At 65.1% G+C, this 23844-nt stretch carries 24 protein-coding genes; 10 read left to right on the top strand and 14 right to left on the bottom strand.

Translation table 11 applies throughout. From position 1 onward, the window contains the following. Positions 1 to 17 precede the first annotated feature (17 nt). The gene (locus D9601_RS18175) at positions 18 to 1106 is read left to right on the top strand and encodes an acyltransferase family protein (protein WP_198355502.1); all 1089 of its coding nucleotides are present in this window, start codon (positions 18 to 20) and stop codon (positions 1104 to 1106) included. Here the strand turns inward: D9601_RS18175 and D9601_RS18170 are convergent. Then, complete coding sequence (locus D9601_RS18170; protein WP_198355501.1) at positions 1070 to 2209, bottom strand: acyltransferase family protein; 1140 nt, start codon at positions 2207 to 2209, stop codon at positions 1070 to 1072. The two genes, D9601_RS18175 and D9601_RS18170, sit on opposite strands and share 37 nt — an antisense overlap. Beyond that, a complete protein-coding gene (locus D9601_RS18165; protein WP_198355500.1) occupies positions 2206 to 2406 on the bottom strand; it encodes a hypothetical protein in 201 nt (66 codons plus the stop codon). Before D9601_RS18165 ends, D9601_RS18170 begins: the two co-directional genes overlap by 4 nt. Positions 2407 to 3133: 727 nt before the next feature. On the opposite strand from D9601_RS18165, the gene D9601_RS18160 reads away from it, so the two are divergent. The 3 genes from D9601_RS18160 to D9601_RS18150 are packed head-to-tail and all read left to right on the top strand — an operon-like array spanning position 3134 to position 6035. Then, positions 3134 to 4138 (top strand): glycosyltransferase, encoded by a 1005-nt coding sequence (locus tag D9601_RS18160; RefSeq protein WP_198355499.1) that lies wholly within the window; start codon positions 3134 to 3136, stop codon positions 4136 to 4138. Continuing rightward, complete coding sequence (locus tag D9601_RS18155) at positions 4135 to 5382, top strand: glycosyltransferase family 4 protein (RefSeq protein WP_198355498.1); 1248 nt, start codon at positions 4135 to 4137, stop codon at positions 5380 to 5382. The genes D9601_RS18160 and D9601_RS18155 overlap by 4 nt, the downstream gene beginning before the upstream one ends. Next, positions 5379 to 6035: a hypothetical protein gene (locus D9601_RS18150; protein WP_198355497.1), complete on the top strand. Its 657-nt coding sequence runs from the start codon at positions 5379 to 5381 to the stop codon at positions 6033 to 6035. The genes D9601_RS18155 and D9601_RS18150 overlap by 4 nt, the downstream gene beginning before the upstream one ends. A gap of 5 nt (positions 6036 to 6040) precedes the next feature. Here the strand turns inward: D9601_RS18150 and D9601_RS18145 are convergent, their stop codons facing one another. From D9601_RS18145 to D9601_RS18130, 4 genes are read right to left on the bottom strand one after another with little or no spacing between them, the layout of a single operon-like run. Continuing rightward, complete coding sequence (locus D9601_RS18145) at positions 6041 to 6838, bottom strand: CpsD/CapB family tyrosine-protein kinase (RefSeq protein ID WP_198355496.1); 798 nt, start codon at positions 6836 to 6838, stop codon at positions 6041 to 6043. A 9-nt stretch (positions 6839 to 6847) separates the two neighbouring features. Continuing rightward, positions 6848 to 8287 carry a GumC family protein gene (locus D9601_RS18140; RefSeq protein WP_198355495.1) on the bottom strand — a complete coding sequence of 480 codons (1440 nt, stop codon included), beginning with the start codon at positions 8285 to 8287 and terminating at the stop codon, positions 6848 to 6850. After that, positions 8287 to 9519 carry a hypothetical protein gene (locus D9601_RS18135; RefSeq protein WP_232474391.1) on the bottom strand — a complete coding sequence of 411 codons (1233 nt, stop codon included), beginning with the start codon at positions 9517 to 9519 and terminating at the stop codon, positions 8287 to 8289. The genes D9601_RS18140 and D9601_RS18135 overlap by 1 nt, the downstream gene beginning before the upstream one ends. After that, positions 9519 to 10160 carry a polysaccharide biosynthesis/export family protein gene (locus D9601_RS18130; protein WP_198355493.1) on the bottom strand — a complete coding sequence of 214 codons (642 nt, stop codon included), beginning with the start codon at positions 10158 to 10160 and terminating at the stop codon, positions 9519 to 9521. Before D9601_RS18130 ends, D9601_RS18135 begins: the two co-directional genes overlap by 1 nt. A gap of 146 nt (positions 10161 to 10306) precedes the next feature. Between D9601_RS18130 and D9601_RS18125 the strand changes: the two genes are divergently transcribed. Together D9601_RS18125 and D9601_RS18120 are read left to right on the top strand one after the other, a co-directional pair. Then, the gene (locus D9601_RS18125) at positions 10307 to 11851 is read left to right on the top strand and encodes a tetratricopeptide repeat protein (RefSeq protein ID WP_198355492.1); all 1545 of its coding nucleotides are present in this window, start codon (positions 10307 to 10309) and stop codon (positions 11849 to 11851) included. Beyond that, positions 11848 to 12615 (top strand): WecB/TagA/CpsF family glycosyltransferase, encoded by a 768-nt coding sequence (locus D9601_RS18120; protein ID WP_198355491.1) that lies wholly within the window; start codon positions 11848 to 11850, stop codon positions 12613 to 12615. Before D9601_RS18125 ends, D9601_RS18120 begins: the two co-directional genes overlap by 4 nt. 7 nt (positions 12616 to 12622) lie before the next feature. Here D9601_RS18120 and D9601_RS18115 read toward each other — a convergent pair whose 3' ends face one another. Genes D9601_RS18115 through D9601_RS18105 form a run of 3 tightly spaced genes read right to left on the bottom strand, consistent with a single transcriptional unit; the run spans position 12623 to position 15776 of the window. Further along, positions 12623 to 13816 carry a glycosyltransferase family 2 protein gene (locus tag D9601_RS18115; RefSeq protein WP_232474390.1) on the bottom strand — a complete coding sequence of 398 codons (1194 nt, stop codon included), beginning with the start codon at positions 13814 to 13816 and terminating at the stop codon, positions 12623 to 12625. Then, on the bottom strand, positions 13813 to 14925 hold the full coding sequence (locus D9601_RS18110; RefSeq protein WP_198355490.1) for a glycosyltransferase family 4 protein: 1113 nt from the start codon (positions 14923 to 14925) through the stop codon (positions 13813 to 13815). The genes D9601_RS18115 and D9601_RS18110 overlap by 4 nt, the downstream gene beginning before the upstream one ends. 14 nt (positions 14926 to 14939) lie before the next feature. Next, on the bottom strand, positions 14940 to 15776 hold the full coding sequence (locus tag D9601_RS18105) for an EpsD family peptidyl-prolyl cis-trans isomerase (protein WP_269769693.1): 837 nt from the start codon (positions 15774 to 15776) through the stop codon (positions 14940 to 14942). A gap of 71 nt (positions 15777 to 15847) precedes the next feature. Between D9601_RS18105 and D9601_RS18100 the strand changes: the two genes are divergently transcribed. Continuing rightward, on the top strand, positions 15848 to 16096 hold the full coding sequence (locus D9601_RS18100; protein WP_198355488.1) for an XrtV sorting system accessory protein: 249 nt from the start codon (positions 15848 to 15850) through the stop codon (positions 16094 to 16096). On the opposite strand, the gene epsI is transcribed toward D9601_RS18100, so the two are convergent. Both epsI and xrtV read right to left on the bottom strand, forming a co-directional pair. Beyond that, positions 16093 to 16776 (bottom strand): exosortase-associated protein EpsI, V-type, encoded by a 684-nt coding sequence (gene epsI, locus D9601_RS18095; protein WP_198355487.1) that lies wholly within the window; start codon positions 16774 to 16776, stop codon positions 16093 to 16095. The genes D9601_RS18100 and epsI overlap by 4 nt on opposite strands. Beyond that, a complete protein-coding gene (xrtV, locus tag D9601_RS18090; protein ID WP_198355486.1) occupies positions 16773 to 17648 on the bottom strand; it encodes an exosortase V in 876 nt (291 codons plus the stop codon). Before xrtV ends, epsI begins: the two co-directional genes overlap by 4 nt. Positions 17649 to 17938: 290 nt before the next feature. Here xrtV and D9601_RS18085 point away from each other — a divergent pair, with 290 nt between their 5' ends. Then, positions 17939 to 18895: a UDP-glucuronic acid decarboxylase family protein gene (locus D9601_RS18085; RefSeq protein WP_198355485.1), complete on the top strand. Its 957-nt coding sequence runs from the start codon at positions 17939 to 17941 to the stop codon at positions 18893 to 18895. Positions 18896 to 19140: 245 nt separating this feature from the next. Further along, positions 19141 to 20526 (top strand): sugar transferase, encoded by a 1386-nt coding sequence (locus D9601_RS18080; RefSeq protein WP_198355484.1) that lies wholly within the window; start codon positions 19141 to 19143, stop codon positions 20524 to 20526. Positions 20527 to 20557: 31 nt separating this feature from the next. On the opposite strand, the gene D9601_RS18075 is transcribed toward D9601_RS18080, so the two are convergent. From D9601_RS18075 to D9601_RS18065, 3 genes are all read right to left on the bottom strand, one after another. Then, positions 20558 to 21079, bottom strand: coding sequence for a CAP domain-containing protein (locus D9601_RS18075; protein ID WP_198355483.1), 522 nt, complete (start codon positions 21077 to 21079; stop codon positions 20558 to 20560). Positions 21080 to 21158: 79 nt separating this feature from the next. After that, on the bottom strand, positions 21159 to 21650 hold the full coding sequence (locus tag D9601_RS18070) for a L,D-transpeptidase family protein (protein ID WP_198355482.1): 492 nt from the start codon (positions 21648 to 21650) through the stop codon (positions 21159 to 21161). A 166-nt stretch (positions 21651 to 21816) separates the two neighbouring features. Further along, on the bottom strand, positions 21817 to 22461 hold the full coding sequence (locus tag D9601_RS18065; protein WP_232474389.1) for a PEPxxWA-CTERM sorting domain-containing protein: 645 nt from the start codon (positions 22459 to 22461) through the stop codon (positions 21817 to 21819). Between the two features lie 519 nt (positions 22462 to 22980). Between D9601_RS18065 and D9601_RS18060 the strand changes: the two genes are divergently transcribed. Then, complete coding sequence (locus tag D9601_RS18060) at positions 22981 to 23616, top strand: PEPxxWA-CTERM sorting domain-containing protein (RefSeq protein WP_198355480.1); 636 nt, start codon at positions 22981 to 22983, stop codon at positions 23614 to 23616. The last annotated feature ends 228 nt before the right edge of the window (positions 23617 to 23844 follow it).

Raw genomic sequence — 23844 nt, 5'->3', positions numbered from 1 at the left:
ACAGTAAAAACAGGGGGATGGCTGCTGTCCTTGACGAGGCCCGGCCGCCGCAGCAACGTGTCGTGACCGGTGCCGGCAAGGGGATGTCCGTATCCCGCATCCCGGGTATCGACGGTCTGCGCGCACTCGCCATCCTGATTGTCATGGTGTCACACGCCGGCCTGGGCCGCTTTATCCCGGGTGGTTTCGGCGTTACCATCTTCTTCTTTCTGAGCGGCTATCTCATCACCACCCTGCTCCGGATCGAATATGGCCGGAACGGCCGCATCAATCTGCCCGCCTTCTACATGCGCCGCGTCCTGCGTATCCTGCCGCCGCTGTACCTGACGTTGGCGCTGGTCGTCGCACTCGCCCTGATCGGGATCATCAATGTCGCGGTGACGCCAGTCAATCTGGCGCTGGATACGCTGTTCCTGACCAATTATGCCGGGGTACTAGGCCTGCCGTCGTCGACGCCGATCCCCTTGTGGTCGCTCGACGTCGAAGAGCATTTCTACCTGCTCTTCCCGGCCTGTTTCGCGGCACTGGCGCTATGGCGGGGTTCGCGCATCGCCCGCATGCTCGGTGCGATCTGCCTGCTGACCCTGTTGGTTCGGATCGCGACATTCGCGATAATCGGGGAAGGCGAGATCTATTACTGGTCGCACACTCGGATCGATTCGATCATCTTCGGCGCCGTGCTCGCCGTCTGGCAGAATCCGATGCTCGACGAAGAGGCCTGGCGTCCTCGCCCGATGCATGTCGCCGCAGCGCTGCTCGTCATCGCGCTGACCCTGGCGATCCGCGCGCCTGCGTTCCGCGAGACCATCCGCTACACGCTGCAGGGCGCGGCGCTGTTCGTCCTGTTCAGCGCCGCGATCCAGGCGCGCGGCATTGTCGCACGCCTTTTGGACCAGCGCTGGCTGCGCATCGTCGCACTTCTCTCCTACACCCTGTATCTCGTTCACATGCCGATGCTCGTGGCGACGCGGTCTCTGGGATTGTGGTCGGTGCCGACCGCCTATCTACTGGCCTTCGCGTGGGCCGCAGCGATGTACGTTTTCATAGAGCGTCCGCTGGCAAGGCGGCGTCAGCGGTCTCTCCGTAAGGCCGTGCAGGGTATATGATGATCCGTAGCGTCCTTACCTGATCCAGCGATGGTCCTCCGCGGCGATATGGCGCGGTGCAGGATAGTCGTCAGCGGCCGCTCGATTACGACATGGAACAGGGCGGCGAATACGATGCATCCGATCGTGGTCGCGATCATCTGTACCAACAGCAGCGGCATCAGTCCGGTCGTTCGCAACAGCGCCATGACGATTTCGATCAGCAAGATATGGCAAAGGTATAGGACATAGGAGCTGTCCCCCAGCCAGCTGAACCGCCGCATCACGCCGGTATGCCCACGCTGATCCAGGATTACCACTCCGGCGACCAGCAGGGCGCTCGGCACCCCCCAGGTTAGCGCACTCGGCAATTGGCCGTAGCCCAAGATCAGTCCTGCGCCGTAGAGACACACGGCGCCCGTCACGGCCAGCAGTCCGACGCCAAGGGGCTGGGTGTGACAGGTGGTGAGGCGCGCGACCCACACGCCCATGCAGAATTCCAGCAACAGCCCGTTCGTTGCCATCGCAACCAATGGATGTTCGGGGCGCAGCAGCACACCCAGTGCAATGCTGCCGATGAATACGGCAGTCAGAACAACGGTTCCCCGTAATGCACCCAAGACCATGATCAGGCCGAATGCGATATAGAAATAGACTTCGTAAGCCAAGGTCCATGCCGGACCGATGACTAATGGAGCATAAGGCGGCACCAATGCGAGCGCACCGAGCAATTGGGTCATCGACAGGGCCGGTCTGATGCCGATTATTGTCATAGTCGTTAGATAGAGCGCAACGAATATCCAGTAGATTGGATAGATACGCACCACCCGCCGCAGGAAGAATTGCCCCGTCCGAAATCGGCCAGGACGACCGAAGCTGGTCAGGTACATGATGTAGCCACTGATTACGAAAAAGATATGTACGCCGACCTTGCCAAACCCAAATATATACGCGGCGCCAACCGCTGGTGCAGTGAGTGCCGATGGCACGAAACTAACATAGGCATGATAGATCACCACGATCGTCGCCGCGATGAACCGCATGCATTGGATTGAATGCAGCTTCATGCCGCTACCGATCGAACGATTTTCGACATGCACTGGAACAGGCATGATCGGGATCATCGACCGCTGGACGACAGGGTATGGCCGTTCATGTCGAGCAGGGAGCCGCCATCGAACTCAGCGGTAGCATCCATACGAAATGCCGGTGTATCGAAAGCGTTTAACGATTTCTGTGTCATTGAAGGCGTACTGTCCTCGTTCCATGCGATGAACCACCTGTTGCGGGTGATCGTTCGTTCAGCGACGTCGCGCAGCACGATCCGATGACAGGCTTCTTTCGCAAAAGCAGACCAGCCCGGGCGCCGGTTTAGGATTCGGTGCATGACGGTCGGTCGTGGCGACACGCCTGGGATGGAGCGGTTCTGGGTGCACCAATACCCTCCCCGCGACCGACGGATCCGTCGGTCAAGACCATCCCATCTGTCGGGTAGACTCTCATTGCGATCAATAGACCGCAACGTCGGGTCGCTCGTACCAATCAGCGTTCTATCCCCCGTACCTCATGTTCGCCCGCTGCACGGCGAGGCTGGCGCCGCCCGACGTTGAACCTTTCGGCACCGTCACCGGCCTGCATCAGCGCGGATGCGACAGGACGTATCAACGGCGCTTCGCCTTTCCCAGCCGACGCGATCAATCGTTGACGTACCGAGACGTCGCCGGGGTCGCGCGGTGCATGATCGATGTCGTAAAGACAAGCACTTAGCCTATGCGACAGGCTTTGCCACAGCGTAAGCATCAGACACCATGACAGGGCGCGCGCGACCTAACAGGATCAGGCATTCTGTCGGAAGATGTATGTACATCGAACCTCGCTGATACCGACCGGGACGCCTTTGTCTGATCGGGCTTGCCAGGTGAGGCTGTATCGCCGGAAGATCATCATTTTGCTAAGAAGCCCATGGCATATAGTGCAGAGCACGCGCGACCGCGGCGCATGTGCGGCGGAAGGGGACTGGCGTTGACGACAGGTGGGACGACGCCGGCATGGTAGCGACGGTCAAAGACGGCGGTATGGCGGACGTCGGCATCGTGCTGATCGGACGCAACGAGGGCGAGCGCCTGATCGCCTGTCTGCGCTCGATCGCCCCGCTCGGATTGCCGATAATCTATGTCGACAGCGCGTCGACGGACGGTAGCCAAGCCGCAGCGCGCAGTGCCGGCGCGCAGGTATGGGATCTCGACCTGGCGCAGCCGTTCACCGCGGCGCGGGCGCGGCACGAAGGCGCGATGGCGCTGATCGCCGCCCATCCCGCCCTGCGCTACATCCAGTTCATCGACGGCGACTGCGCGCTCGCGCCCGGCTGGATCGCGGCGGCCCGGCATTTCCTGGAAGCCGCGCCTGACTATGCCGTCGCCTGCGGGCGCCGGCGCGAACGGCGGCTCGAGGCCTCGCTCTACAATCGTCTGGCGGACATCGAATGGGATACGCCGATCGGCGACGCGGCCGCCTGTGGTGGCGATTCGCTGGTCCGCATCACCGCCTATCAGGCGGTCGGCGGCTTCGATCCGACGCTGATCGCGGGGGAGGAGCCCGAACTCTGCGCGCGGCTGGGCCGGGCTGGGTGGCGGATCCGGCGCCTCGATGAGACAATGACGATCCACGACGCCGCGATGACCCATCTGGCGCAATATTGGCGCCGCGCGGTGCGCAGCGGCTTCGGCTATGCGCAGGCCTGGCAGACGACGCGCGCGCATCCGCACCCGCTCTATCGGCGCGAATTGCTGCGGGCGGGCGGCTGGACGCTGATCCCGCTGGGACTGGCGATCGTCGGCGGCCTTGCGATCCATCCCGCCCTCTGGTGGCTGGCCCCCGCGATCTACGCGGCACAGATCGCGCGGCTGGCCGGGCGGTTCGGCGCCGGCGCGCGCGCCTCGTGGCAGCGCGCCGCGCTCCTGACCCTGGCCAAGGCGGCCGAAACCTGGGGCGCGCTCCGCTATGTCGCGCGCGCCGCGCGCGGGCGGGCCGGTGGGACGATCCTGTACAAATGACCCAGCGCATCGGCTATCTGACCAGCCAATATCCCGCCCCGTCGCACACCTTCATCCGGCGCGAGATCGCCGCGGTGCGCGCGCTGGGTCTGGACATCGTCACCTACAGCATCCAGCGCCCCCCCGCCGGGCTGGAAGCGCCGCTCGACCGGGCCGCCGCGGCGGATACCTTCACCGTGCTGGCGCAGCCCAAGCCGGCTTATGCCAAAGCGCATCTTTCGGCACTGGTGTCGCGGCCCGGACGCTATCTCACGACGCTCGCGCTCGCCTGGCGGCATCGCGTGCCGGGTGCACGCTCGGCCTTGTGGGCGCTGTTCCATTTCGCCGAGGCGATCCTGCTCGCCCGACGCCTCGAGGCGGACGGCGTCCGCCATCTCCACAACCATTTCGCCAATTCGGCGGCCACCGTCGGCCTGCTCGCCAGCCGTTTCGCCGGCATCGACTGGAGCCTGACGCTCCACGGCATTTCCGAATTCGACTATCCCGCCGGCCTGCTGCTCGCCGACAAGATCGCTGCGGCGGATTTCGTCGCCTGCGTGTCGCGCTTCGGCATGGCGCAGACGATGCGGACGATCCCGACCAACCAATGGCATAAGCTGTCGCTGGTGCGCTGCGGCGTCGACCTTGCCGATCTGCCGCCGACCGCCGACCGGCCGTCTGCTGATACGGCCAACACCGCGCCGCAGCCGCTCCAGCTGATCGCGGTCGGCCGCCTGTCGCCGGAGAAGGGCCAGGCCGGCCTGCTCGAGGCCGTGGCGCTGCTGCGCGACCGCGGTGTCGCCATCGCACTGACGCTGGTCGGCGACGGTCCGGAATCGGCATCGCTGCGGGCACTGGCCACGCAGCTCGGCGTCAAGGCGCTGGTCCGCTTCGTCGGGCGCCAGGACGAACGCACCGCGCTCGCCTCGATCGCGGCCGCGGACGTGCTGGTACTGCCGAGCTTCATGGAAGGCCTGCCCGTCGTGCTGATGGAAGCGATGGCTTTGGGCGTTCCGGTGATCGCCACCCGCGTCGCCGGCATCCCCGAACTGGTGCGCGACGAGGTGAGCGGCCTGTTGTTCGATCCGGCGGACTGGCACGGGCTCGCCGATACCATCGCCCGGCTCGCGGCCGACCCGGCGCTGCGCGCACGCCTCGCGGCCGCCGCGCGGCAGCGGGTCGAGGCGGAATTCGCGATCGACCGGGCGGTGGCGCCGCTGCCTGCCTTGTTTGCCTCCCCGTCCCAAGGGCCTGCGCCGCTATGATCTTCGACGCATTCGATCGCATCCGCATCGTCAATCTGCCCCAGCGCCGCGATCGCGCCGCGCAGATGGAAGGCGAATTGCGCCGTATCGGCCTATGGGGCGATCCGCGCGTCGCCTTCTTTCCGGCGATCCGCCCCAAGGATGCCGGCGATTTCACCTCGATCGGCGCGCATGGCGTCTATCTGAGCCAGAAGCAAATCCTCGCCGAAGCCGCCGCGGCAGGGGACTCGGTGCTGATCCTGGAGGACGATTGCGACTTCGCCCCGCATGCCAGGGATTATGCGACGTCGGACGCCTGGGACATCTTCTACGGCGGCTATGAAGCCTCCGACCCGACGGATCTCGCGCGCAGCGACATCATCGGCGCGCATATGATGGGGTTCAGCGCCGCGGGGGCGAAGGCGGTCAGCGCCTATCTGCGCGACCTCCGCTATACCGGCATCCACCCGCCGATCGACGGCGCCTATGTCTGGTTCCGGCGCGCCCATCCCGAGGTCGCGACGCATTTCGCGGTGCCGCCGCTCGGCCATCAGCGATCGTCGCGTACCGATATCGCCGATCTCGCCTTCTTCGATCGCTGGCCGGTGCTACGGACGCTGGCCGGCACCGCCCGTCGGGTGAAACGTGCGCTCACCCGACGGCATCAGCGCTGACGCACTTATTGCGCGTAATATTTGCCGTATTGGCTGCCGTATCCATAGCCATAGGGATCCGACCAGCCGCCGTCATAGCGGTTTAGGACGGTACCGATGCACGGGGTTGGGTGCAGCATCTCGCGCGTGCCCGTCACCTGCTTGCGCGTCGTGCTGCCCTGTTCGACCACCATCAGATAGCCGTCCAGCTTTTCGCAGATCACCGACGTATCGTCATTGGCGAAGGCCGGCGGCAGATCGCAGAGCACGATCGCATTGTCGGGCAGCGCGTGCATCGCCGCGGCCAGCGCCTTGAAAGCGTTGCCGCTGAACAGTTCGGCGGACCGCTCCATACTGGCGAAGCAGGGGAAGAAGGCGAAGCCGTTCTCACCGATACGATGCCCGATATCGCGCAGATCGGTGACCTTGCCTTCCAGGAACAGGCCGAGACCGCGCCCGGACTGCAGCCCCAGTTCGCGGGCGAGCGAACCGCGCCGCAAATCGAAGTCGAACAGATAGACCTCGCGGTCCGCCATGCGCGACAGCGCCGCGGCCAGATTGGTCGAGATGAACGACTTGCCGGCATTGGGCGCGGCCGAGGTGATGCCCAGCACCTTCATGCCGTCGCGGGCCATCCGCTTGGCGACCTGCGAGCGCAGCAGATTGAAGGCACGCGAACGGATGTCGCGGGAATCGAACCCGACGATCTTGCGGCTGGCCAGATAATCGGGGTCGAGCGTCAGCACCGGCAGTTCGACCGCCGACGGGATGGGGACGGCGGCCAGGTCCCGGCCCGGCTCGTACATCGAAGAAGATGGGGTCACGTGTCGATCCTAAACCTGGGCCTTGCGGCGACCGAACCAGCCCCGCTTGGCAGAAAGTCCGCGCGCGGAAACGGTCGGAATAACGCCGAGCGGCGCTTCACCGAACAATTGCGTTAGCGTTGCCGGATCGCGGATCGGCCGCATGATCAATTCCACCAGGAACATCAGCACCACACCGAGCGCGAAGCCCGCCGCGGGACCGCCCGCGAGCAGCATCCAGCGCTTGGGGAAGCTCGGTGCGTCCGGCACGACCGGCGGGTTGACGATCGACAGCCGTTCGCCGAGCTGCTCGCTTTCGGCCTTCACGTCGGCGCGTGCCTGGAACAAGCGGTCGGACACGCCCTTATATTGCGCGTTCAGGCCATCGAGCCTCTCCTGCAGCTGCGCGATCTGCTGCTGCACGACCGGCGCCCGCGACTGGGCGCCGATGGTCGCATTGACGCGCGCGGATTCGCCGGCCTGCGCCGACCGCAGCGCGGCGATCTGACGGTTGTTGAACGCCACCTGCTCGTCGATCGCGCTGACCGGCGCCTTGTCGACGTTCTTGCGAGCGAGCGCTTTCGCTTCGGCCAGACGCTGCCGCGCCAGGCGGACATCCGGATGGTCGTCCGAATAGACCGACTGGGCCGCAGCCAGCTGCGCTTCGGCCTGGGCGACGATCGGATCGCGCGCGTCAGCGGTACGGGTTAGATTGCGCTGGGTCAGCAGCTGCGAATTCTCGCGTTGCAAGGCGGCGATCTGCACGTCGTAGCTACCGCCACCACCGCCCAGCATCGTCACGCCGGCGCTCGACAGGATCGAGCCATTGGCGGCCTTGATCCCGGCGATCTGGCGTTCCTGCTCGGCGATCTGCTGCTGCAGGCTGCGCGCCTGGTCGGACAGGAACTGCACCGAGGCGCTGGCCTGCTGCGTCGTCTGGGTCGCATCGAGACGCAGGACCTGCTCGCTGAGATCCTGCGCGACGGCCTGCGCCTTGGTCGGATCTTCGTACGAATAGGACAGCGTGAAGGCGATGGTGTTGCTGTTGCTGCCCTGCTGCTGCATCTCGGCAGCCAATGGCGCGATCGTCACCGCCTTGCGCATCGTGTCGACGATGTCCGACAGCGCGGCATTCGCCCGCTGCTTGGGATAGAGCTGGTAACGGTTGACGAGCTCGATCAGCTCGGGCCGGCTCAGCACCTGTTCGCGGATGCGCGCGATGCGGCGATCGATCACGTCATCGGGATTGCCCGCCGCCACTGCCTGCGGCAGCGTCGATGACTGGACCAGCAACGTCGCTGTCGAAGTATAGCGGACCGGCACAATAAAGGCGGCCACTACGCCGGCAATGGCGAACAAGATGACTGGTACGATCAGGTACCAACGGCGTTGCCAGATAATCGCCGGCAGATGAGCAAGCAGCGATCCGCCGCCACCCTGTTCGGCTTCATAGTCGTCGATCTGCTTCATTACCGTCCATTGAACCTGTAAGTTACACCCGCGGTGGCGGTGAGATTGGCGTCACGGCGAATGCTATCGCCAAATGACTTGGCATAGCCTGCAGACACGAAGCCCGACAGCGTGCGTCTGAACCGATGCGAGAAATTAGCATTCGCGCCCACAAAATCGAGCGCGGTATCCCGTACGACAGCGATAAGATCGCGCTGCAGCGGCTCGCTGGCATGGGAGTAGCTGCCAACGAACGCCAGATCATCCGCCTCGTTCACCCTGTACCCCAGCGACGTCCCAACGACGGTCGATGTCCGTACGCCTTGAAAGGCTGATGGCACGGTCTGACGCGCAGCATTGAAACAGGCGGTCCAGCGGGTATCACGCCGGCACAGGTTGGCCGAGCCGTTAAACGCGGTTGTCGTACGGTTCCGCCCCAGTCCCTCGTCCAGATTGATGAGGGCTGCACCCAGCGACGCATTCAACGTCCAGCGCTCACCGACACTCCGCGAGACGGTCAGAGACGGCTGGTAGACCGTTGCATCACCGATCGTCGTGCGCAAATAATTCGAGAAGGATACGGCGAAGCTGGCACCAACGGTAAATTTCTCACCGAGCAGCCGCGAATAGGCAACAGAAGGTGTTGCATAATTGAAGTCTTGCAGGTTGCCGCCATAGCGGTTGGCGGATACGGCAACACCGGCTTCGATCTGATCGCGGGGTGACAGAATCGAGACGATGTTGCCCGACCCTTGATACACCTTCTGGCGCCGACCAACTCCCGCGAGCGCGGGATCGTTTATCAGGGTGGGAAGATCAGCGCCGATCGGCAACGCCGTACCAACCGGTACGCGTGCCTCACCGAACGTGCCGACGATCGCATTGATGTAACCAACCGCCGCGTTGAGCGTCGTGGTTTCACTCACTTTATGCGAACCGTAACCCTGAACGCCGAAGCTGTCGTTGGTGCCATAGCCCCGGTTGTAGAAAGTGGCACGCGCATCACCTTCTACGCGCAGCGTCGTGAGCGGGCGCTCACTGGTCCATGACGGACGAAGGCTCAGCGTCGGACCGATCGCGACCGGCGTGGAACCCGGTTCGAGAAACGGGTTGGTCGCGATCCCCAAGCTGGCCGATGCGTCGGCGGTCAGCCGATCCTGCGCCGCGGCGGGAGACGCCATCACGGCAAGATCGAGCAGGATGATCGCTCCCGACGTGCCGAGCAGGCGGCGGCTATGGCGTGCCATCGTCATCACGGAACGATGATCGTGTCGCCGCTCTGGATGCGCGGGATCAGCTGATCGCCGTTCGCATCCGCCGGCACGCCGTTGCGCATCACGCTCGACAGCCGTGCGCGATTGCTCGTGCCGTTCTTGTGAACGATTGAAATGTTGTCGAGGCTGGCGAATTCGGCGGGGCCGCCGGCGAGGCTGATCGCCTCGAGCAGGTTGACGTAGCGGCCAGGGGTGAACGATCCCGGCGCCTTGACCTTGCCGACGACCGAGAATTGCAGCCCGGCCGGGTTCTTCACCGATACCGTCACCTGCGGCACCGCGTCACGATACTGGCTAGCGAGACGCTTTGAAATGGCGTCCTGAACCTGTTCGGGCAGCAGGCCCTGCACCGAGATCTGGCCGACCAGCGGCATCGCGATCGTGCCGTCGGGGAGCACGCGAATTTCGCGCTGCAATCGCTCCTCACCCCAGACATAGACTTCGAGCTCGTCGCCGGGGTTGATGCGATAGGGGGTAACGCCCGGTGCGCGGACGATGGGAGGCTGAGCGGTCGGGGTAACGGCAGGCCCCGATGGCGCGGTTTGCGCCGATACCGGCATGGCGGCCGTGCAGGCCAGCAAAGTCGCCGCGAGCGAGCGCCGCCACGAGAAACCTTTCATTCTTGCGACCCCTTTTTGTCTGCAAGTCTTGGTCTTACGATCTTTCCCGGTAACTGGCGAGGCCGAAAGTAGGTTACCAGGACTTGGGAGCAGTTGCGAAACCTTCCTGTCCGGTTACGAGACAGCGTATGAACCGCCAAAGCGCCATGATCGCCCGGCTTTGTCTGGCCTTGCTTGCGGCAACGCCTGTCGCCTGCACCAATCGCGTCGAGAAGGCTGCTGCGCTCGCCAGCCAGGCGCAGCAGCTGCTCGACGCCGGCCAGCCGGCACAGGCCTATACGCTGATCGGGCAATCGATCCGCGCCCGCGACGACCAGCCCGATGCCTATCTGCTGCAAGGCCGGATCGCGATGACGCTCAACCGGCGCGACGACGCCTATCGTGCGTTCAGCAACGCGATGGCGCTCGACGCCGCCAATCCTGAGGCCTTGAACGGCGTCGCACAGACCGGCCTGTCGACCGGTCACCTGAACGAGGCGGACAGCGCGGCCGACAAGATCCTGGCGCTTGATCCGAATCAGACCAGTGCTTTGCTGGTCAAAGGCATCATCTGCATGGTCCGCAACGATCTGGACGGTGCGTTGACGTTCAGCGACCGGATTCTGAAGCTCAATCCTCGCGAGGTCGGCGCGACGATCCTCAAGGCGCGGGCATTGGCCTTGCGTGGCAACCGCGACGCGGCACTGGCGATGGTCCGCGAGCGGATCGGCCAGGTCGGCGAGACCCAGGAACTGACGCTATCGCTCGCCGAATTGCAGCGCTTCGGCGGCAGCCCGGCCGATTTCCTCGCCTCGCTGCAACGCATCCGCCAGCTGTCTCCCGACAATCGCAACTATCGCTTCGATCTGGTCGATACGCTCTATCGCATGGGCCGCGTCGCCGATGCCCGGGTCGAAGCCGCGGCACTGGCTGCCGAGCCGAACCTGAGCGCGGCCGAGGCGGCACGTCTGCCGCGGCTGTTCTATGGCTATGACCAGGAGGGGCTGACCGCCGCGCAGATCGCCGACGTGTCGACCAAGGCCTCGGTCGACACACGTCTTGCGTTGGCGCGCTATTTTATCGCGACAGGTCATGCCGAGGCGGCGATCATCCTGCTCAAGCCGGTGGCGACGGGTTGGTCGAGCGATATTCAGGCACTGTATGCGCGCGCCGTGGGTGCGGCTGGCGACACCGCCGCGGCCCGCACTGCGGTGGACGCGATTCTCAAGCGCGATCCTAACAATGGCGACGCCCTGCTGCTCCGCGCGAGCAACGCGCTGGGCCGCCGCGACACCAGCACGGCGATTGTCGACTATCAGCGCGTCATCCACGATTATCCGCAATGGGAGGAAGGCTATCTCGGCCTCGCCCGAGCCTATGCCGCCAGCAACAAGCCGGGCGACGTGCGGCGTGTATTCGAAGATGGGCGCAAGGCCCTGCCGCAGAGCCTGCCGCTGGCGCGCGCTTATACGGCTGTACTGTTGCGCATGGGGGATACCGATCGCGCACTTGACGTCGCACGGCGCTTCGCATTCGATTCCCCGGCATTGGGCGCGGCATGGACCTTGTACGGCCAGATCTGCGCCAAGAGTAGCGACAGCGATTGCCGCGCCGAGGTCGCCAGCGGCACGCAGCAGGCCCGCACCCGCTACGGGCTCGATCCCGCGCCGGGCACGCCGCCTCCGGTCGCGCTGATCGGCCGGCTGTCGTGACCGACCGACGCGCCACGGACGCGGCCGTGCCGTTCCTTGACCTGCCGATCGCGCGCCTGACGCTCGACCAGACGGTGGACGCGGTGCTCGCCGGCGCCGACGCGGCGCATTTCTCCTATGTCGTCACCCCCAATGTCGACCATGTCGTCCGGCTCGACCGGTTGCAGCGCGCCGGCGATCCGCTCGGTGCCGCCTTCGCCGCGGCCTATGCCGATGCCGGCCTGGTGCTGTGCGACAGCCGCATCCTCCAGCGGCTGGCAAAGCTGTCCGGGATCGACCTGACGCTGGTGCCGGGCAGCGACCTCACCCGCTTATTGCTCGCCGATCCGCGGATGCGCGGACGGTCGGTGGCGATCGTCGGCGGGTCGGAGACGCTGGTCGCGGCGTTGCGCGAGGTCGCACCGGGCATCGCCTTCACCCAGTTGCGCCCGCCGATGGGGGTGTTGCGCGATCCGGTGGCGATGGCGGCGATCGAAACATTCGTCGCCGAGCAGCGCGCCGATGTGGTGCTGTTCGCGATGGGCGCGCCGCAGAGCGAGATCGCCGCGCACCGCTGCCGCCAGGCCGGCCGGTCACGCGGCGTCGGCCTGTGCATCGGCGCCTCGCTCGAGTTCATCATCGGCGAGAAGCGCCGCGCGCCGCTGTGGATGCAGCGGCTCGGCATGGAATGGGCGTTCCGCCTCGGTAGCGAGCCGCGCCGCCTGTGGCGCCGCTATCTGGTCGAGGGACCACGCATCTTCGCGATCTGGGCCCGGCAGCGCTGACCTATGGTCAGCCCACGTCGCTTTCACCCGGACGGCGTGTGCGGACCCAGCCATCCTTGTCGCCGCGGCCGAGCAATGAGCGATAGAGCGGCAGCTTGGCCGCGATGTAGAGCGGCGTGCGCAGCAGCGCTGCGCCGCTGATCTGCTCGCGCCCGGCGCTCGCCCAGGCGGCGACCGTCGCGAAGCCGGCGATGCACAGGCCAATCACCAGCACGAGCGATGCGGTCCAGCCGGCACCGATCAGGCCGAGCAGCAGCGTCACCGCCAGCGCCGCGCCGGCACTGACGAACAGCAGGGCGAGCGGCGGCACCAGGATATGCAGGCCCAGCCACAGCCGGCTGCGCGAGAAGCGCGTCAGCCCCTGCGCGATCAGCGGCAGGGCGCTGTGGCGCGCGACCGCCAGGAAGCCGCGCTCCCAGCGATTGCGCTGGGTGAGCAGTGCCCGCCCGGCGGCCGCGTCGCTCCAGATCTCGACGCTCTCGACGAAGGTCGGCGGTCGGCCGCTGCGCGTCAGCCACACGCCGAGCGACATGTCTTCGGCCAACGCCGCGCTGGCGAGGGGAGCCTGGGCGAACAACGGCCAGGGCACGGCCATTCCCGTACCGGTCATCGCGGCGACGCCGCCCATCCGCACCATGCCACGCTGCCGGACCAGATTCTTGACCAGAAAGGCGAAGCTCGAAATCTGCGCGGTCGGCGATGCGGTCAGGTCGGGACGCTGCAGATTGCACGACTGGCAGGCGCGACCCGACGCCATCGCCGCGCGCGCCAGTCCCGCGACGCCTAGGCCGGCGACCGAACAATCCGCATCGATCACCACGACGCAGTCCGGCGGGGCCAGCGCCAGGGCATCGCGGCCGAACGCCAGCGCATAGCCCTTGCCGCGCGCCACGGGGTCGTGACGTTCGACCACCCGCGCGCCGGCCTTGCGCGCTTCTGCCGAAGTCTCGTCGCTGCAATTGTCGGCGACGACGAGGAGTTCGATCGCCGGATCGGTCACCGAACGCAGCGCCGAGACCGTTGCGGCGATCCCCGCGGCCTCGTTATGCGCAGGGATCAGCACAACGGTGCGGGGCAGCGGACTCGTCTCTTCGCGGCGGGCGAGCGGGCGCAGCCCGGCGAGCGCCTCGACCGTGTAGATAGTCAGCAGCAGCGTCGGCAGGGCCGCTACCAGCGCTGCGACGGTCCCCAGCAGCGTCATTGCACCACCCCCTGAAGGAAGCGGCGATAGGCGGCGCCGACGCGATCCCAGCCGAATTGTTCGGTGCGCCGACGCCGTGCGGCGATCCGCGCGGCATCGGCCTCGGCGGATGCGGTGCGACGCGCTGCGAGCGTCGCCGCGATCGCCTCGCTGACCGCCGTCAGGGATTGCGTGTCGACCAAAGGTTCGTCGTCGCCGACGATCCAGCGCAGCCGCGGCGTATCGTGGCCGATGACCGGCAGGCCGCAGGCCATCGCCTCGACGAAGACGTTGCCGAACGATTCCAGCAGCGACAGATGGAGGAAGACATCGGCGGACCGGTACAGCGCCGGCATGTCAGCGGAGGCGACCGTCAATCGGGTGAAGCGGCCGGGCAGCATGGTCTTGGCGAGAGCCTCGACCTCATTGCGCAGCCCGCCGTCGCCGGCGACGACCAGATGCGCGCCCGGCACCGCGGCCACCGCACGGATGCCGTCCGCAACCCGCTTGGTCTCGATCAGCGCGCTGACCATCAGCACGATCGGCCCTTCCGCCGGCAGGCCGAGCCTCGCTCGCTCCTGCGGCCCCGGCGTGAACCGGACGAGGTCGGTGCCGTTGGGGATCAGCGCCGCATTCCACCGATCCTTGTTGCGCTCGTAGAAATCGGGGTTGGTGCAGACCAAGCCTTCGCAGCCGAACCAGCGATATTCGGACGTCCCGGCAATTGCCGGCCAATCGCCGTTCTGCGTGACGAAGACATGCGCAGGCCGGCGACCGCCGAAGCGCGGCCGGCGCAGCAGCCAGTTGGTGAAGGGATAGGAACAGGTGACCGTCGCGTCGAAATCGCCCGGCCGATAACAACGCGCCAGGCCGGGTACGAAGCTCGCCTCCTCATAGGCCGTATCGCCACGCAGCAGCGGCAATGCGGGCATTCGCTCGAACCGCTTGCGGTCGATCGCGGGCACGTGCCGGAATAGATAGGGCGTGCCGGGGCGGGCCTGGCCCGCCCCCATCACCGTCACCGCGTCGCCGGCGCGGGCGCAATGGTCGGCGACGGCGAGCAAGGCCACTTCCGCGCCGCGATCGAACCGATGAAAGCCCGGCAGGGCGAAGAGGAGGCGCATCGCCATGCCGTCGGCAAGCCTTACTTGGTCGTCTGCGCGGGGGCGAAGCCCGGCTGATATTCGATCTTCGCCTTGGCGCGGGCATCCTTCAGCCGCTGCTGGATCACCTTGTCGAGCTCCTGCGCCCGCATCATCTGCACGGCCATCGGCTGCGCCTGTTCGGGGGCGAGCGGCTGCACCTCCTTGCCGGTGATGACGCTGGCGACCACGCCCTGCGGCGTCGGCACGATGAACGGCTCGCCCGGCGGCAGCGCCAGCACCTGCTGCATCATCTGCGGCGGCACCTGGGCGCTGTCGACCTTGCTGGCCCCGCGATCGAACTTGATGCCCTTGCCGGTCAGATAGTCCATGATCGCCTGCAGCGTATGGAGATCCTTCATCCCCGCGATCACCGACTGATCAGTCGGGGCAGGGAAGCGGATCTGGTCGACCGAGAAGATCGTCCGGCCGGCGAAATTGAGCGGATGGTCGCTGATGAACTTGTCGATCGCGCTCTTGTCGGGAACGCGCAACGTGTCCTGGACGCGCTTGGCATAGAATTCGAGCAGCAGCGCCTGGTCGACCTCGCGCTGGCGGGTCAGGAATTCGGGATCGCGATCGGTGCCGGCGGCCTTCGCCTGCTGTTCGATCAGGCGCTTGTCGATCAGCCGCTGGACGACCGCGGCGCGCGCCTTGTCCTTCTCGGCGCCATCGGGGATGTTGGCGTTGCGCAGGGCGCCATTGACCTCCTGCAGCGTGATCTCGTCGCCGTTGACGACTGCAGCGACCTGACCGGTCGCCTTCTTCTGACAACCGCTCAACGCTACGGCGATGGCGACGCAGGATACCAAAATGGGAGCGCGGGACAAACGGGACATCGACGTTCCTCTAGAAAGAGCATGACATTGACGATAAGACGGTCCGAGCATTGCAGAAAGGCTGCGCCGACGTGGAAACCGCCTATGACTGGATTACCTTGGCGTTATTCGCGGGGCTGATCGTTCTCTTCCTCGAGCGTTCGAGCAAGGAAGAGCCGACCGATCATCTCTGGCAATATCTCGTCCCCAGCGTTGGCTGTGCTTTGGCCAATTACGCCGGCAATCATGGACAAACCCTTGTCGCCATCGTGATCATCCTCGGCGTGATCGGCTATATCCATGTGGTGCTGAAGCCCTCCGACCTCTGGTCCAAGCGCTAGGCAGCACCGACCAGCAAGCGGCGCGCGACCGGCGGGGACGTGCGCACCATCTGCGCGGCGAACGTTGTCAGATCGGCCCGCGCGCTCGCCATGTCGGGCGCCAGCGTCGACACCCGCACCAGCACGCCGTCGGGAATGAGCCCGTCGAGATTGGCACGTAGCACCGCGACGCGCTGGTCGAACCAGCTCGTCGGGAAGAAGCCGCCGATCCGCGTCCAGTAGAGTACCTGCTCGGTCCGGCTGACACCATCGGCGGAAAAGGTGTTGGCGGGAATGTTGCCGCCCATGCCGTTCGGCACCTCCTCGACCACGGTCGGTGACAGGCGATAGCCGCCGGCCGGGTAGCAGACCTCCGGCCGGTGGACCTGGAGCATGCCGTCCTGCACGTTGCTGTAGGCGACCAGCAGCATAATCGGCAGGCGATCCGGCGCGGTATAGTTTCGCGTGACCAGACCGCTGTACAGCGAATCCGACAGGGCATCGGGGGGCGGCAGTACCAGGCCGGAGGAATCGCGATACGTCCAGTCGCCGATCCGCGTCGGGATCAATCGATCCAGTGCTTCTCTGCCGACCCTGGCACTGGCCGGTTTGGGCTGCCGCGCCATCGCAACGCCCCCGACCCCGAGCAGGGCGGTGCCGATCAGCATGCTGCGGCGGTTGATCGGTGAGGTCATGGTCATGCCGTCTTCCGGATGATGAAGCGTCGCCAGATCGGTTCGAGCACGCTGTCGATGGCGAAGATCGTCAGCAGGGCGACGCTGAACATCGTCAGGCCGGCGAAATTGTGCAGGAAGCCCTGCGCCATCGCATCGCCAGCATGATAGGTCAGCAGGATCAGGATCAGCACGCGGATGAAATTGGTGAAGATCGCCACCGGCAGGATGAACAGCGTCAGCAACAGCGCATAACGCCAGTCCGCCTGGTGCCGCATATAGACGTAGAACAGCGAGATCGCGGTCAGCGCGACGATCGAATTGAGGCCCGAACAGGCCGCCGCGACGAGCAGCTGGAACTGGCCGACCTGGATGGTCACCCCGGCGCTGCCGATCGGATAGCCGAACTGATAGAGCAGGGCGACCGCCGCATGCGAAATGCCGGTCTTGAGCGATCCGGTCATCGCCGCGACCAGAGTATCGGGCAGCGGGAACATGAAGGCGAGATACAGCAGCGGAAACCACAGCCGCCGCATCGCCGGCAGGCCGATCAGCGCATAGATCGTCACCAGCACCACGCCATACATCAGATAGCCCTGGATCTCGACGATCTGGGCGATCCGCGACACCAGATAGAGCGGCAGGGTGACGAGCAGTCCGAGCACCGGCAGGATGAGGGGCGGCGGGGCGACCAGCGGCTGCGCGGCCGGCCACAGCCGCCAGAGCAGCCACAGGCCGGTGAACAGCACGATCGGCCCATGCGCGCCCGCTTCGGTCGTCCAGCTGACCTTGGCGACGAAGATCATGGTCGGGACGACGACAAGAGCGAGGCCGGCCAGCAGCACCAGCGGTGCCAATGCGCCGGACCGCCGTTGATCCGACAATGCCAAGGTCGCCATGATGTGTGTTCCAACCCCAGCCGAATATGCCGGTGTACAGCCCGGCTTCCGTTCGGAGCCTAGCATGGGGCCCGGCGACGGCCAAGCGGATGGGGCCCGGCTCGATCGCCGCGTCCCAGTTCGGCACTTTCCTTATCTGATTTAACAGAAGAATGAGCATGCGCTCTGACAGGCGTCCAACGCCATAACGCGCTTTTCATCGTCTGGCACGTAAGCCTGCACCGCGAAGGTACTTGCCTAGCCTCCTCATCCCGGTCACGGGGCGAGGAAATACCTCCAGAGGAACAATGATGATGGCACGGCAATATGGCGCCCGAAAGCGTGTGATGGTGACGGGCGGCGCGGGTTTCCTCGGCTCGCATCTGATCGACCGCTTGATCGAACGCGGTGACGAGGTGTTGTGCCTCGACAATCTGTTCACCGGCACGAAACAGAACATCGCGCACTTGCTGGGTCATGAGCGGTTCGAGTTCATGCGTCACGACGTGACGATCCCGCTCTACGTTGAGATCGACGAAATCTACAATCTCGCCTGTCCCGCCTCGCCGGTGCACTACCAGCACGATCCGGTGGCGACCACCAAGACCAGCGTCCATGGCGCGATCAACATGCTCGGCCTCGCCAAGCGGACCGGTGCCAAGATCTTCCAGGCCTCGACCAGCGAGGTCTATGGCGACCCGATCGTCCACCCGCAGCGGGAGGATTATTGGGGCCATGTGAACCCGATCGGACCGCGCTCCTGCTATGACGAGGGCAAGCGCTGCGCCGAGACCCTGTTCTTCGACTATCATCGCCAGCACGATCTGCGCATCAAGGTGGTGCGGATCTTCAACACCTATGGCCCGCGCATGCATCCGTCCGACGGGCGCGTCGTATCGAACTTCATCGTCGCGGCGCTGAAGGGCGAGCCGATCCCGATCTACGGCGACGGGTCGCAGACGCGCAGCTTCTGCTATGTCGACGATCTGATCGACGGCTTCCTGCGGCTGATGGACAGCGGCGACGACGTCACCGGCCCGATCAACATCGGCAATCCCGGCGAATTCTCGATGCGCGAACTCGCCGAAAAGGTGATCGCCATCACCGGCTCCAAGTCGGAGATCACCTATCTGCCGCTGCCGCAGGACGATCCCAAGCAGCGCCGCCCCGACATCACGCTGGCGCAGAACGTGCTTGGCTGGCAGCCGACCGTCGCCCTCGACCAGGGGCTGGAGCGTACCATTGCCTATTTTGCCAAGATGATCTGAGGCGAGCGGACCATTCAGGCGGCCTGCGAGCCGAAAAGTTCGAGCATGAACATCGAACATGCCGGTACGTCCCGGCAAATCGTGTCACCGCACCAGACAAATACGACCTTAGGTCCATTACAAACATAAAATAGGTCTTAGTTTCAATTCGGTACAATCCATGTGATCCCCGTCGCAGACAGAATGGGTCTGATAACGATATGACAGGGTACGGCTGAGGATTGGCGGGCGGAGATATCCGGCACATGACGGCCCACGGAGTAGTGACAGCGAGCGACCATTATCAGGGCAGCATCGAGCGGACCGATACGCAATCGGTTCGCGTCGCGGTCTATTGCCTGCTGGCGCTGCTCGATGCCGCCATCGTGACGCTGGCCTTCGCGCTGTCGGATCTGATCCGGCACCAGGACGTCCGCGACATGCTGACCGTCAGCTATTGGCTGATCATCCCCGTGTTCGTGGCAGCCAGCTTTTACGTCCGTGCCTATTCCTACACGACATTGATCGCGCGGCACTTCAGCATCTGGAAGGCGGTCACCGCCATGCTCGGCGCCACGGCGGCCACGATCATGCTGCTGTTCGCCGCCAGAAACAGCACCGACGTGTCACGCGTCGCATTTTTCTCTGGCACCCTACTGGCGATCATCGGCCTAACCCTGATCCGCCTGCCGCTGCCGCTGCTGATCCGCAAGCTCGGTTCGCGGTTCTTCTGCCGCATCCTGATCATCGACGGCGAATTTGACGCCAAGGTGCCCCCCGACGTCCATTGCATCAACGTCACGAAGCTCGGCATCCGCCCCGAGATTACCGACCCGCTAATGCTGCACCGGTTTTCGGAGATCGTCGCGGGCGCCGACCGCGTCACGGTGTCGTGCGCCGTCGAGGATCGCGATCGCTGGTCGCTGTATCTGAAAAGCGTCGACTGCGACGGTGAACTGCTGATCCCCGAGCTGCATACGATCGAACCGCTCGGCAATGCCTTCAGCATGGGACTGGCCGGCGTGCGCGTCTCGTCGGGCCGGCTCGACATGCGCAACCGGCTGATCAAGCGCAGCTTCGACATCGCCATCGCATCGCTTGCACTGCTCATATTCTGGCCGGCGATGCTGATCGTCGCGCTGGCGATCCGGCTGGAGAGCCCGGGCCCGATCCTGTTCCGCCAGCAGCGCATGGGCCGCGCCAACCGCCTCTTCGAAGTGCTCAAGTTCCGCAGCATGTACGTCGACCTGAGCGATCGCCACGGCGATCGCTCGACGGCGCGCGGCGACCCGCGCGTTACGCGCGTCGGTCGTATCATCCGTGCCACCAGCCTCGACGAGCTGCCGCAGCTGCTCAACGTGCTGGGTGGCAGCATGAGCATCGTCGGCCCGCGCCCGCACGCCTTGGGGTCGCGCGCCGGCGACAATCTCTTCTGGCAGATCGATCGCCGCTATTGGCTGCGCCATACGATCAAGCCGGGCCTGACCGGCCTGGCGCAGGTCCGCGGTTATCGCGGGTCGACCGAAAACGAGCACGATCTGGTCAAGCGGCTCGAAAGCGACATGGAATATCTCAACAACTGGTCGCTGATGACCGATCTGACGATTATCGGGCGTACCGTGCTGGTGATGCTGCACCGGAACGCATACTGAAGCCGCGGCCCGAACCGCGCGGCGCCGATCGTCAGAAGGGGATTTCTCCCTCGTAATTGCCCGCCTCGCTGTAACGGCAGACCAGCACGTCCTCGCGCGCGCCATGCGCCAGCGCGCAGCCGACCGAATGGGTCGCCCGCCACATCAGCTGGGTATAATGGCCGACATCGGCCACCCGGCCGGTAATGCTGTTGTCGGGAAAGCGGCCGGGCCGAAAGACGCGCTGCTCGCGCGCCCAGGCATCGACCATCGCCTCCGGCGTGAAGCGGTGCGGGGTGCCGGCCCAGAGGTTTTCGCCCTCGGGCGCCGCCTCATTCTCCGGCGCATGATGGAAGGTCCCGGTGGCGGCGAGATGCTCCGCCCAAACACTCGCCGATCGGGCAAGCGCCGAATTCCAGCTGAGGGGAGGAATGGCGCGGCGGGCGCGTTCTTCGTTATGTCGCGACAGCAGACGCGAGGCGAAGCCGTCATCCGCCCCGATCAGCAGTGGCGCCATGCCGAGGATCAGCATGGCATAACGACGCTTATAGCCACGAAACCGTCCGGAACGCATGATCTCTGCCCTCGATGCGAGGGCGGATGATGCCGCACCGTCTTGACCAGCCGGTTAGAAGGGCTGGTAAATCGGCAATTTACGTCGAATGGGCCGGCAATCGGCCATCCTCGCCCAGCGGACTGGCCGGGACAATGAAGGCGACATCCCCACGCCGGGCCACGGCGAACAGGCGTTGCGCAAAGTCCATCGGCAGGCCGACGCAACCATGCGTCGCCCGCCCTTCCTCGACGGTGCTGGCGTGGATCGCGACGCCGTCGCGGGTCAGCCATAGGGTATAGGGCATATCGGCATCGTACAGGGTCGAACGATGCAGCCGCTCGCGGCCCAGCACCGGAAAGGCACCGGTCGGCGTCGCCTTGCCGTCCGAGCCATAGACGATCACCGCGGTGCCGATCTCGTCCGCACCGCGAAACACGGAGATCAGCTGCCGCGCCAGGTCGATCCGGATCCAGATCGGCCCGGCACCGGCCCCGCGGTCGTTCCAGACGGAATCGCCGAAGCGCATCCTCCCCGGCAAGGTCAGCAGGCTGCCAATCTGGAAACGCCGACCGTCGGGGGCGGTGAACATCGGCCGGTCGCCACTCCCAAAGCGGATCCGACCGTCAGCCGGGGCGGGGGCCGGCGTGCTTGCCGCTGCAGGCGAGGGGACATTGTCGACGGGGGTCGATGCCTGCCGACAGCTGGCCAGCACGATCAGCAGAACCGGGACCAGCGTTCGTATAGCCTGGATCGGCCTAGGACGCTGCATGGCGCAGCATGGGCCGCCGCTGCCGCATCGTTGCTCCGACCGCGAAGAAGCCGAGAACCAGCATCGCCCAGGTGCCCGGCTCCGGCACGGCGGGGGTCGAGGGCACGACGCCCCCCGGGTCACCGCCAGTGCCCGGCGTATTGCCCGTTCCGCCACCACCGCCAGTACCGCCCCCAGGGCCGGACACGACGCCGATCCCGGGGCTGCCGGGCACGAACACGCCGCCCGGACCGACGGGGACGTTCCCATCAGTCAAGGCTTCCTCGACCGGCCCCGGCGCCGTCGGGTCGAAGCCGTCCACGACCGGTGTGTAGGGCGTGTAGGCCGGCGTGGTGCCAGGGGAGAAGGGCAGGCCCGGCCGATGGCGTACGGAAGTCAGGACGCGTTCGTGGGCCGGGCCGACGTCGAACCCGGTTCGTGGCGGCTTGTTCTGTACCAGCCAGCCATAATTGCGCGCACCCGGCGAACGCGCGTCCAGCAATGTGTCGGGCGTGTCGATGCGGGCCTGCGCATCCGTCTTGGTTCGCGGCGCCTCCGCCGAAGCGCGCGACAAGAGATCGCCCGCACCGGCAATCCCCAAGACGCTCGCGCCGAGCGTCACGAACAAGGTCGCGACCGGGCGACGCCGCATGACTGCAGCGATCTGGCGGACCTTACGCCGAAAGAGCCGAGCACCACCTTGCATCTTCGAGAAACTCTTCCGCCTCATCAGGGTTGCACATCGATCACGCCGATCTCAGGCAGCCGTCCATTCTCAAACGCGGCACGATCGCTCACTGGCTAGGGCTCAAGGCACAATGCGCCGCGCCTCACCTTCAATTGATAGTGCACCCATTAAAGTAGATCAACGCCGCGGTGAATTTGGTCCGTCAAAATATCAAAGCACCAATTCAACTAGATAATTTTGCACCCTCAGCCAATCCCGGGCACTGTTTACCCTATCAATCCAAAATCTTCATAAGTTTAGCCTGCATCGCCCCGTTATTACTTGCCCACCCAAGTGCGACAGCGTGAACGTGAACCTGCCACATGTCTCGTTTTGATACAAACGATTAATGACAAGAAATTTAGCAACTTGGGCGGAACCTGAAACTTAACGCCTTGTTAACGGCTCGCTCGGGTCTGCCGAGTGCACCTGAGAGGGACATGTATGAAGAAGTTGCTTAGCTTGTTGGCCGCGGGCGCTGCCGTCTGCGCCGCCTCGAACGCCAATGCCGCCACGATCGCCACGGGCAGCTCGGTCGATTTCACCGGCTATCTCAACGCCACCGGCGGCAACAGCCTGTCGACCGCCACCGCGCTTGACTTCCTGGCGAGCTCGGGCGGCACGGCATCGCCAGGCGTTGCTGGCCTTATCCCGAATTACGGCACCGGCACCGGTACCTTCGCCGGCTTCTCGTGCATGACCGGCACCTGCGGCACGATCCAGGACATCGCAAACTTCCGCGTCGGCGCTCAGTCGATCGCCAATTTCTTCGTGTTGACCGGCGGTAACAACGCCTCGCCGATCAGCTTCGACCTGTCGTCGATCGACACGATCGGCAGCATCACCGCCAACACATTGGCCTTTGCCGCTAGCGGCACGCTCCGTTACGATGGTTTCGATGCCACTCCGGCATCGTTCGTGTTCACCACGCAGGGCAACACGACGACGTCCTTCTCGGCAACCGCGCAGACGGCCGCCGTGCCTGAGCCGGCGACCTGGGCGCTGATGATCCTCGGCATGGGTGCGGTTGGCTTCGCGATGCGTCGCCGCAACACGACGACCCGCGTCCGCTTCGCGTAACCGCGACGACGCCAAGCCGTCGCCCGACAACGGGCGACGGCTTTTCATGTGACATATGCTGATTATAGGCCTTTCTCAGGCGCACCGCCCAATCGGTGCAAAATTGCGGCCAGCTGCCAGGCAAGTCGTTGTAATCAAGCCTTCGCCTCTCGTTGCGTGGCGCTGCATTAACCAAATGAAAAGGCTGTGAACGTACATCCGGCGCAATAATTGTCGCTGGAGTGCTTT

The organism is Sphingomonas sp. MA1305 (assembly GCF_016107325.1).
Taxonomy (GTDB): Bacteria; Pseudomonadota; Alphaproteobacteria; order Sphingomonadales; family Sphingomonadaceae; genus Sphingomonas.
The sequence above is the reverse complement of the archived record's forward strand: the minus strand, read 5'-3'. Positions and strand labels throughout refer to the sequence as shown.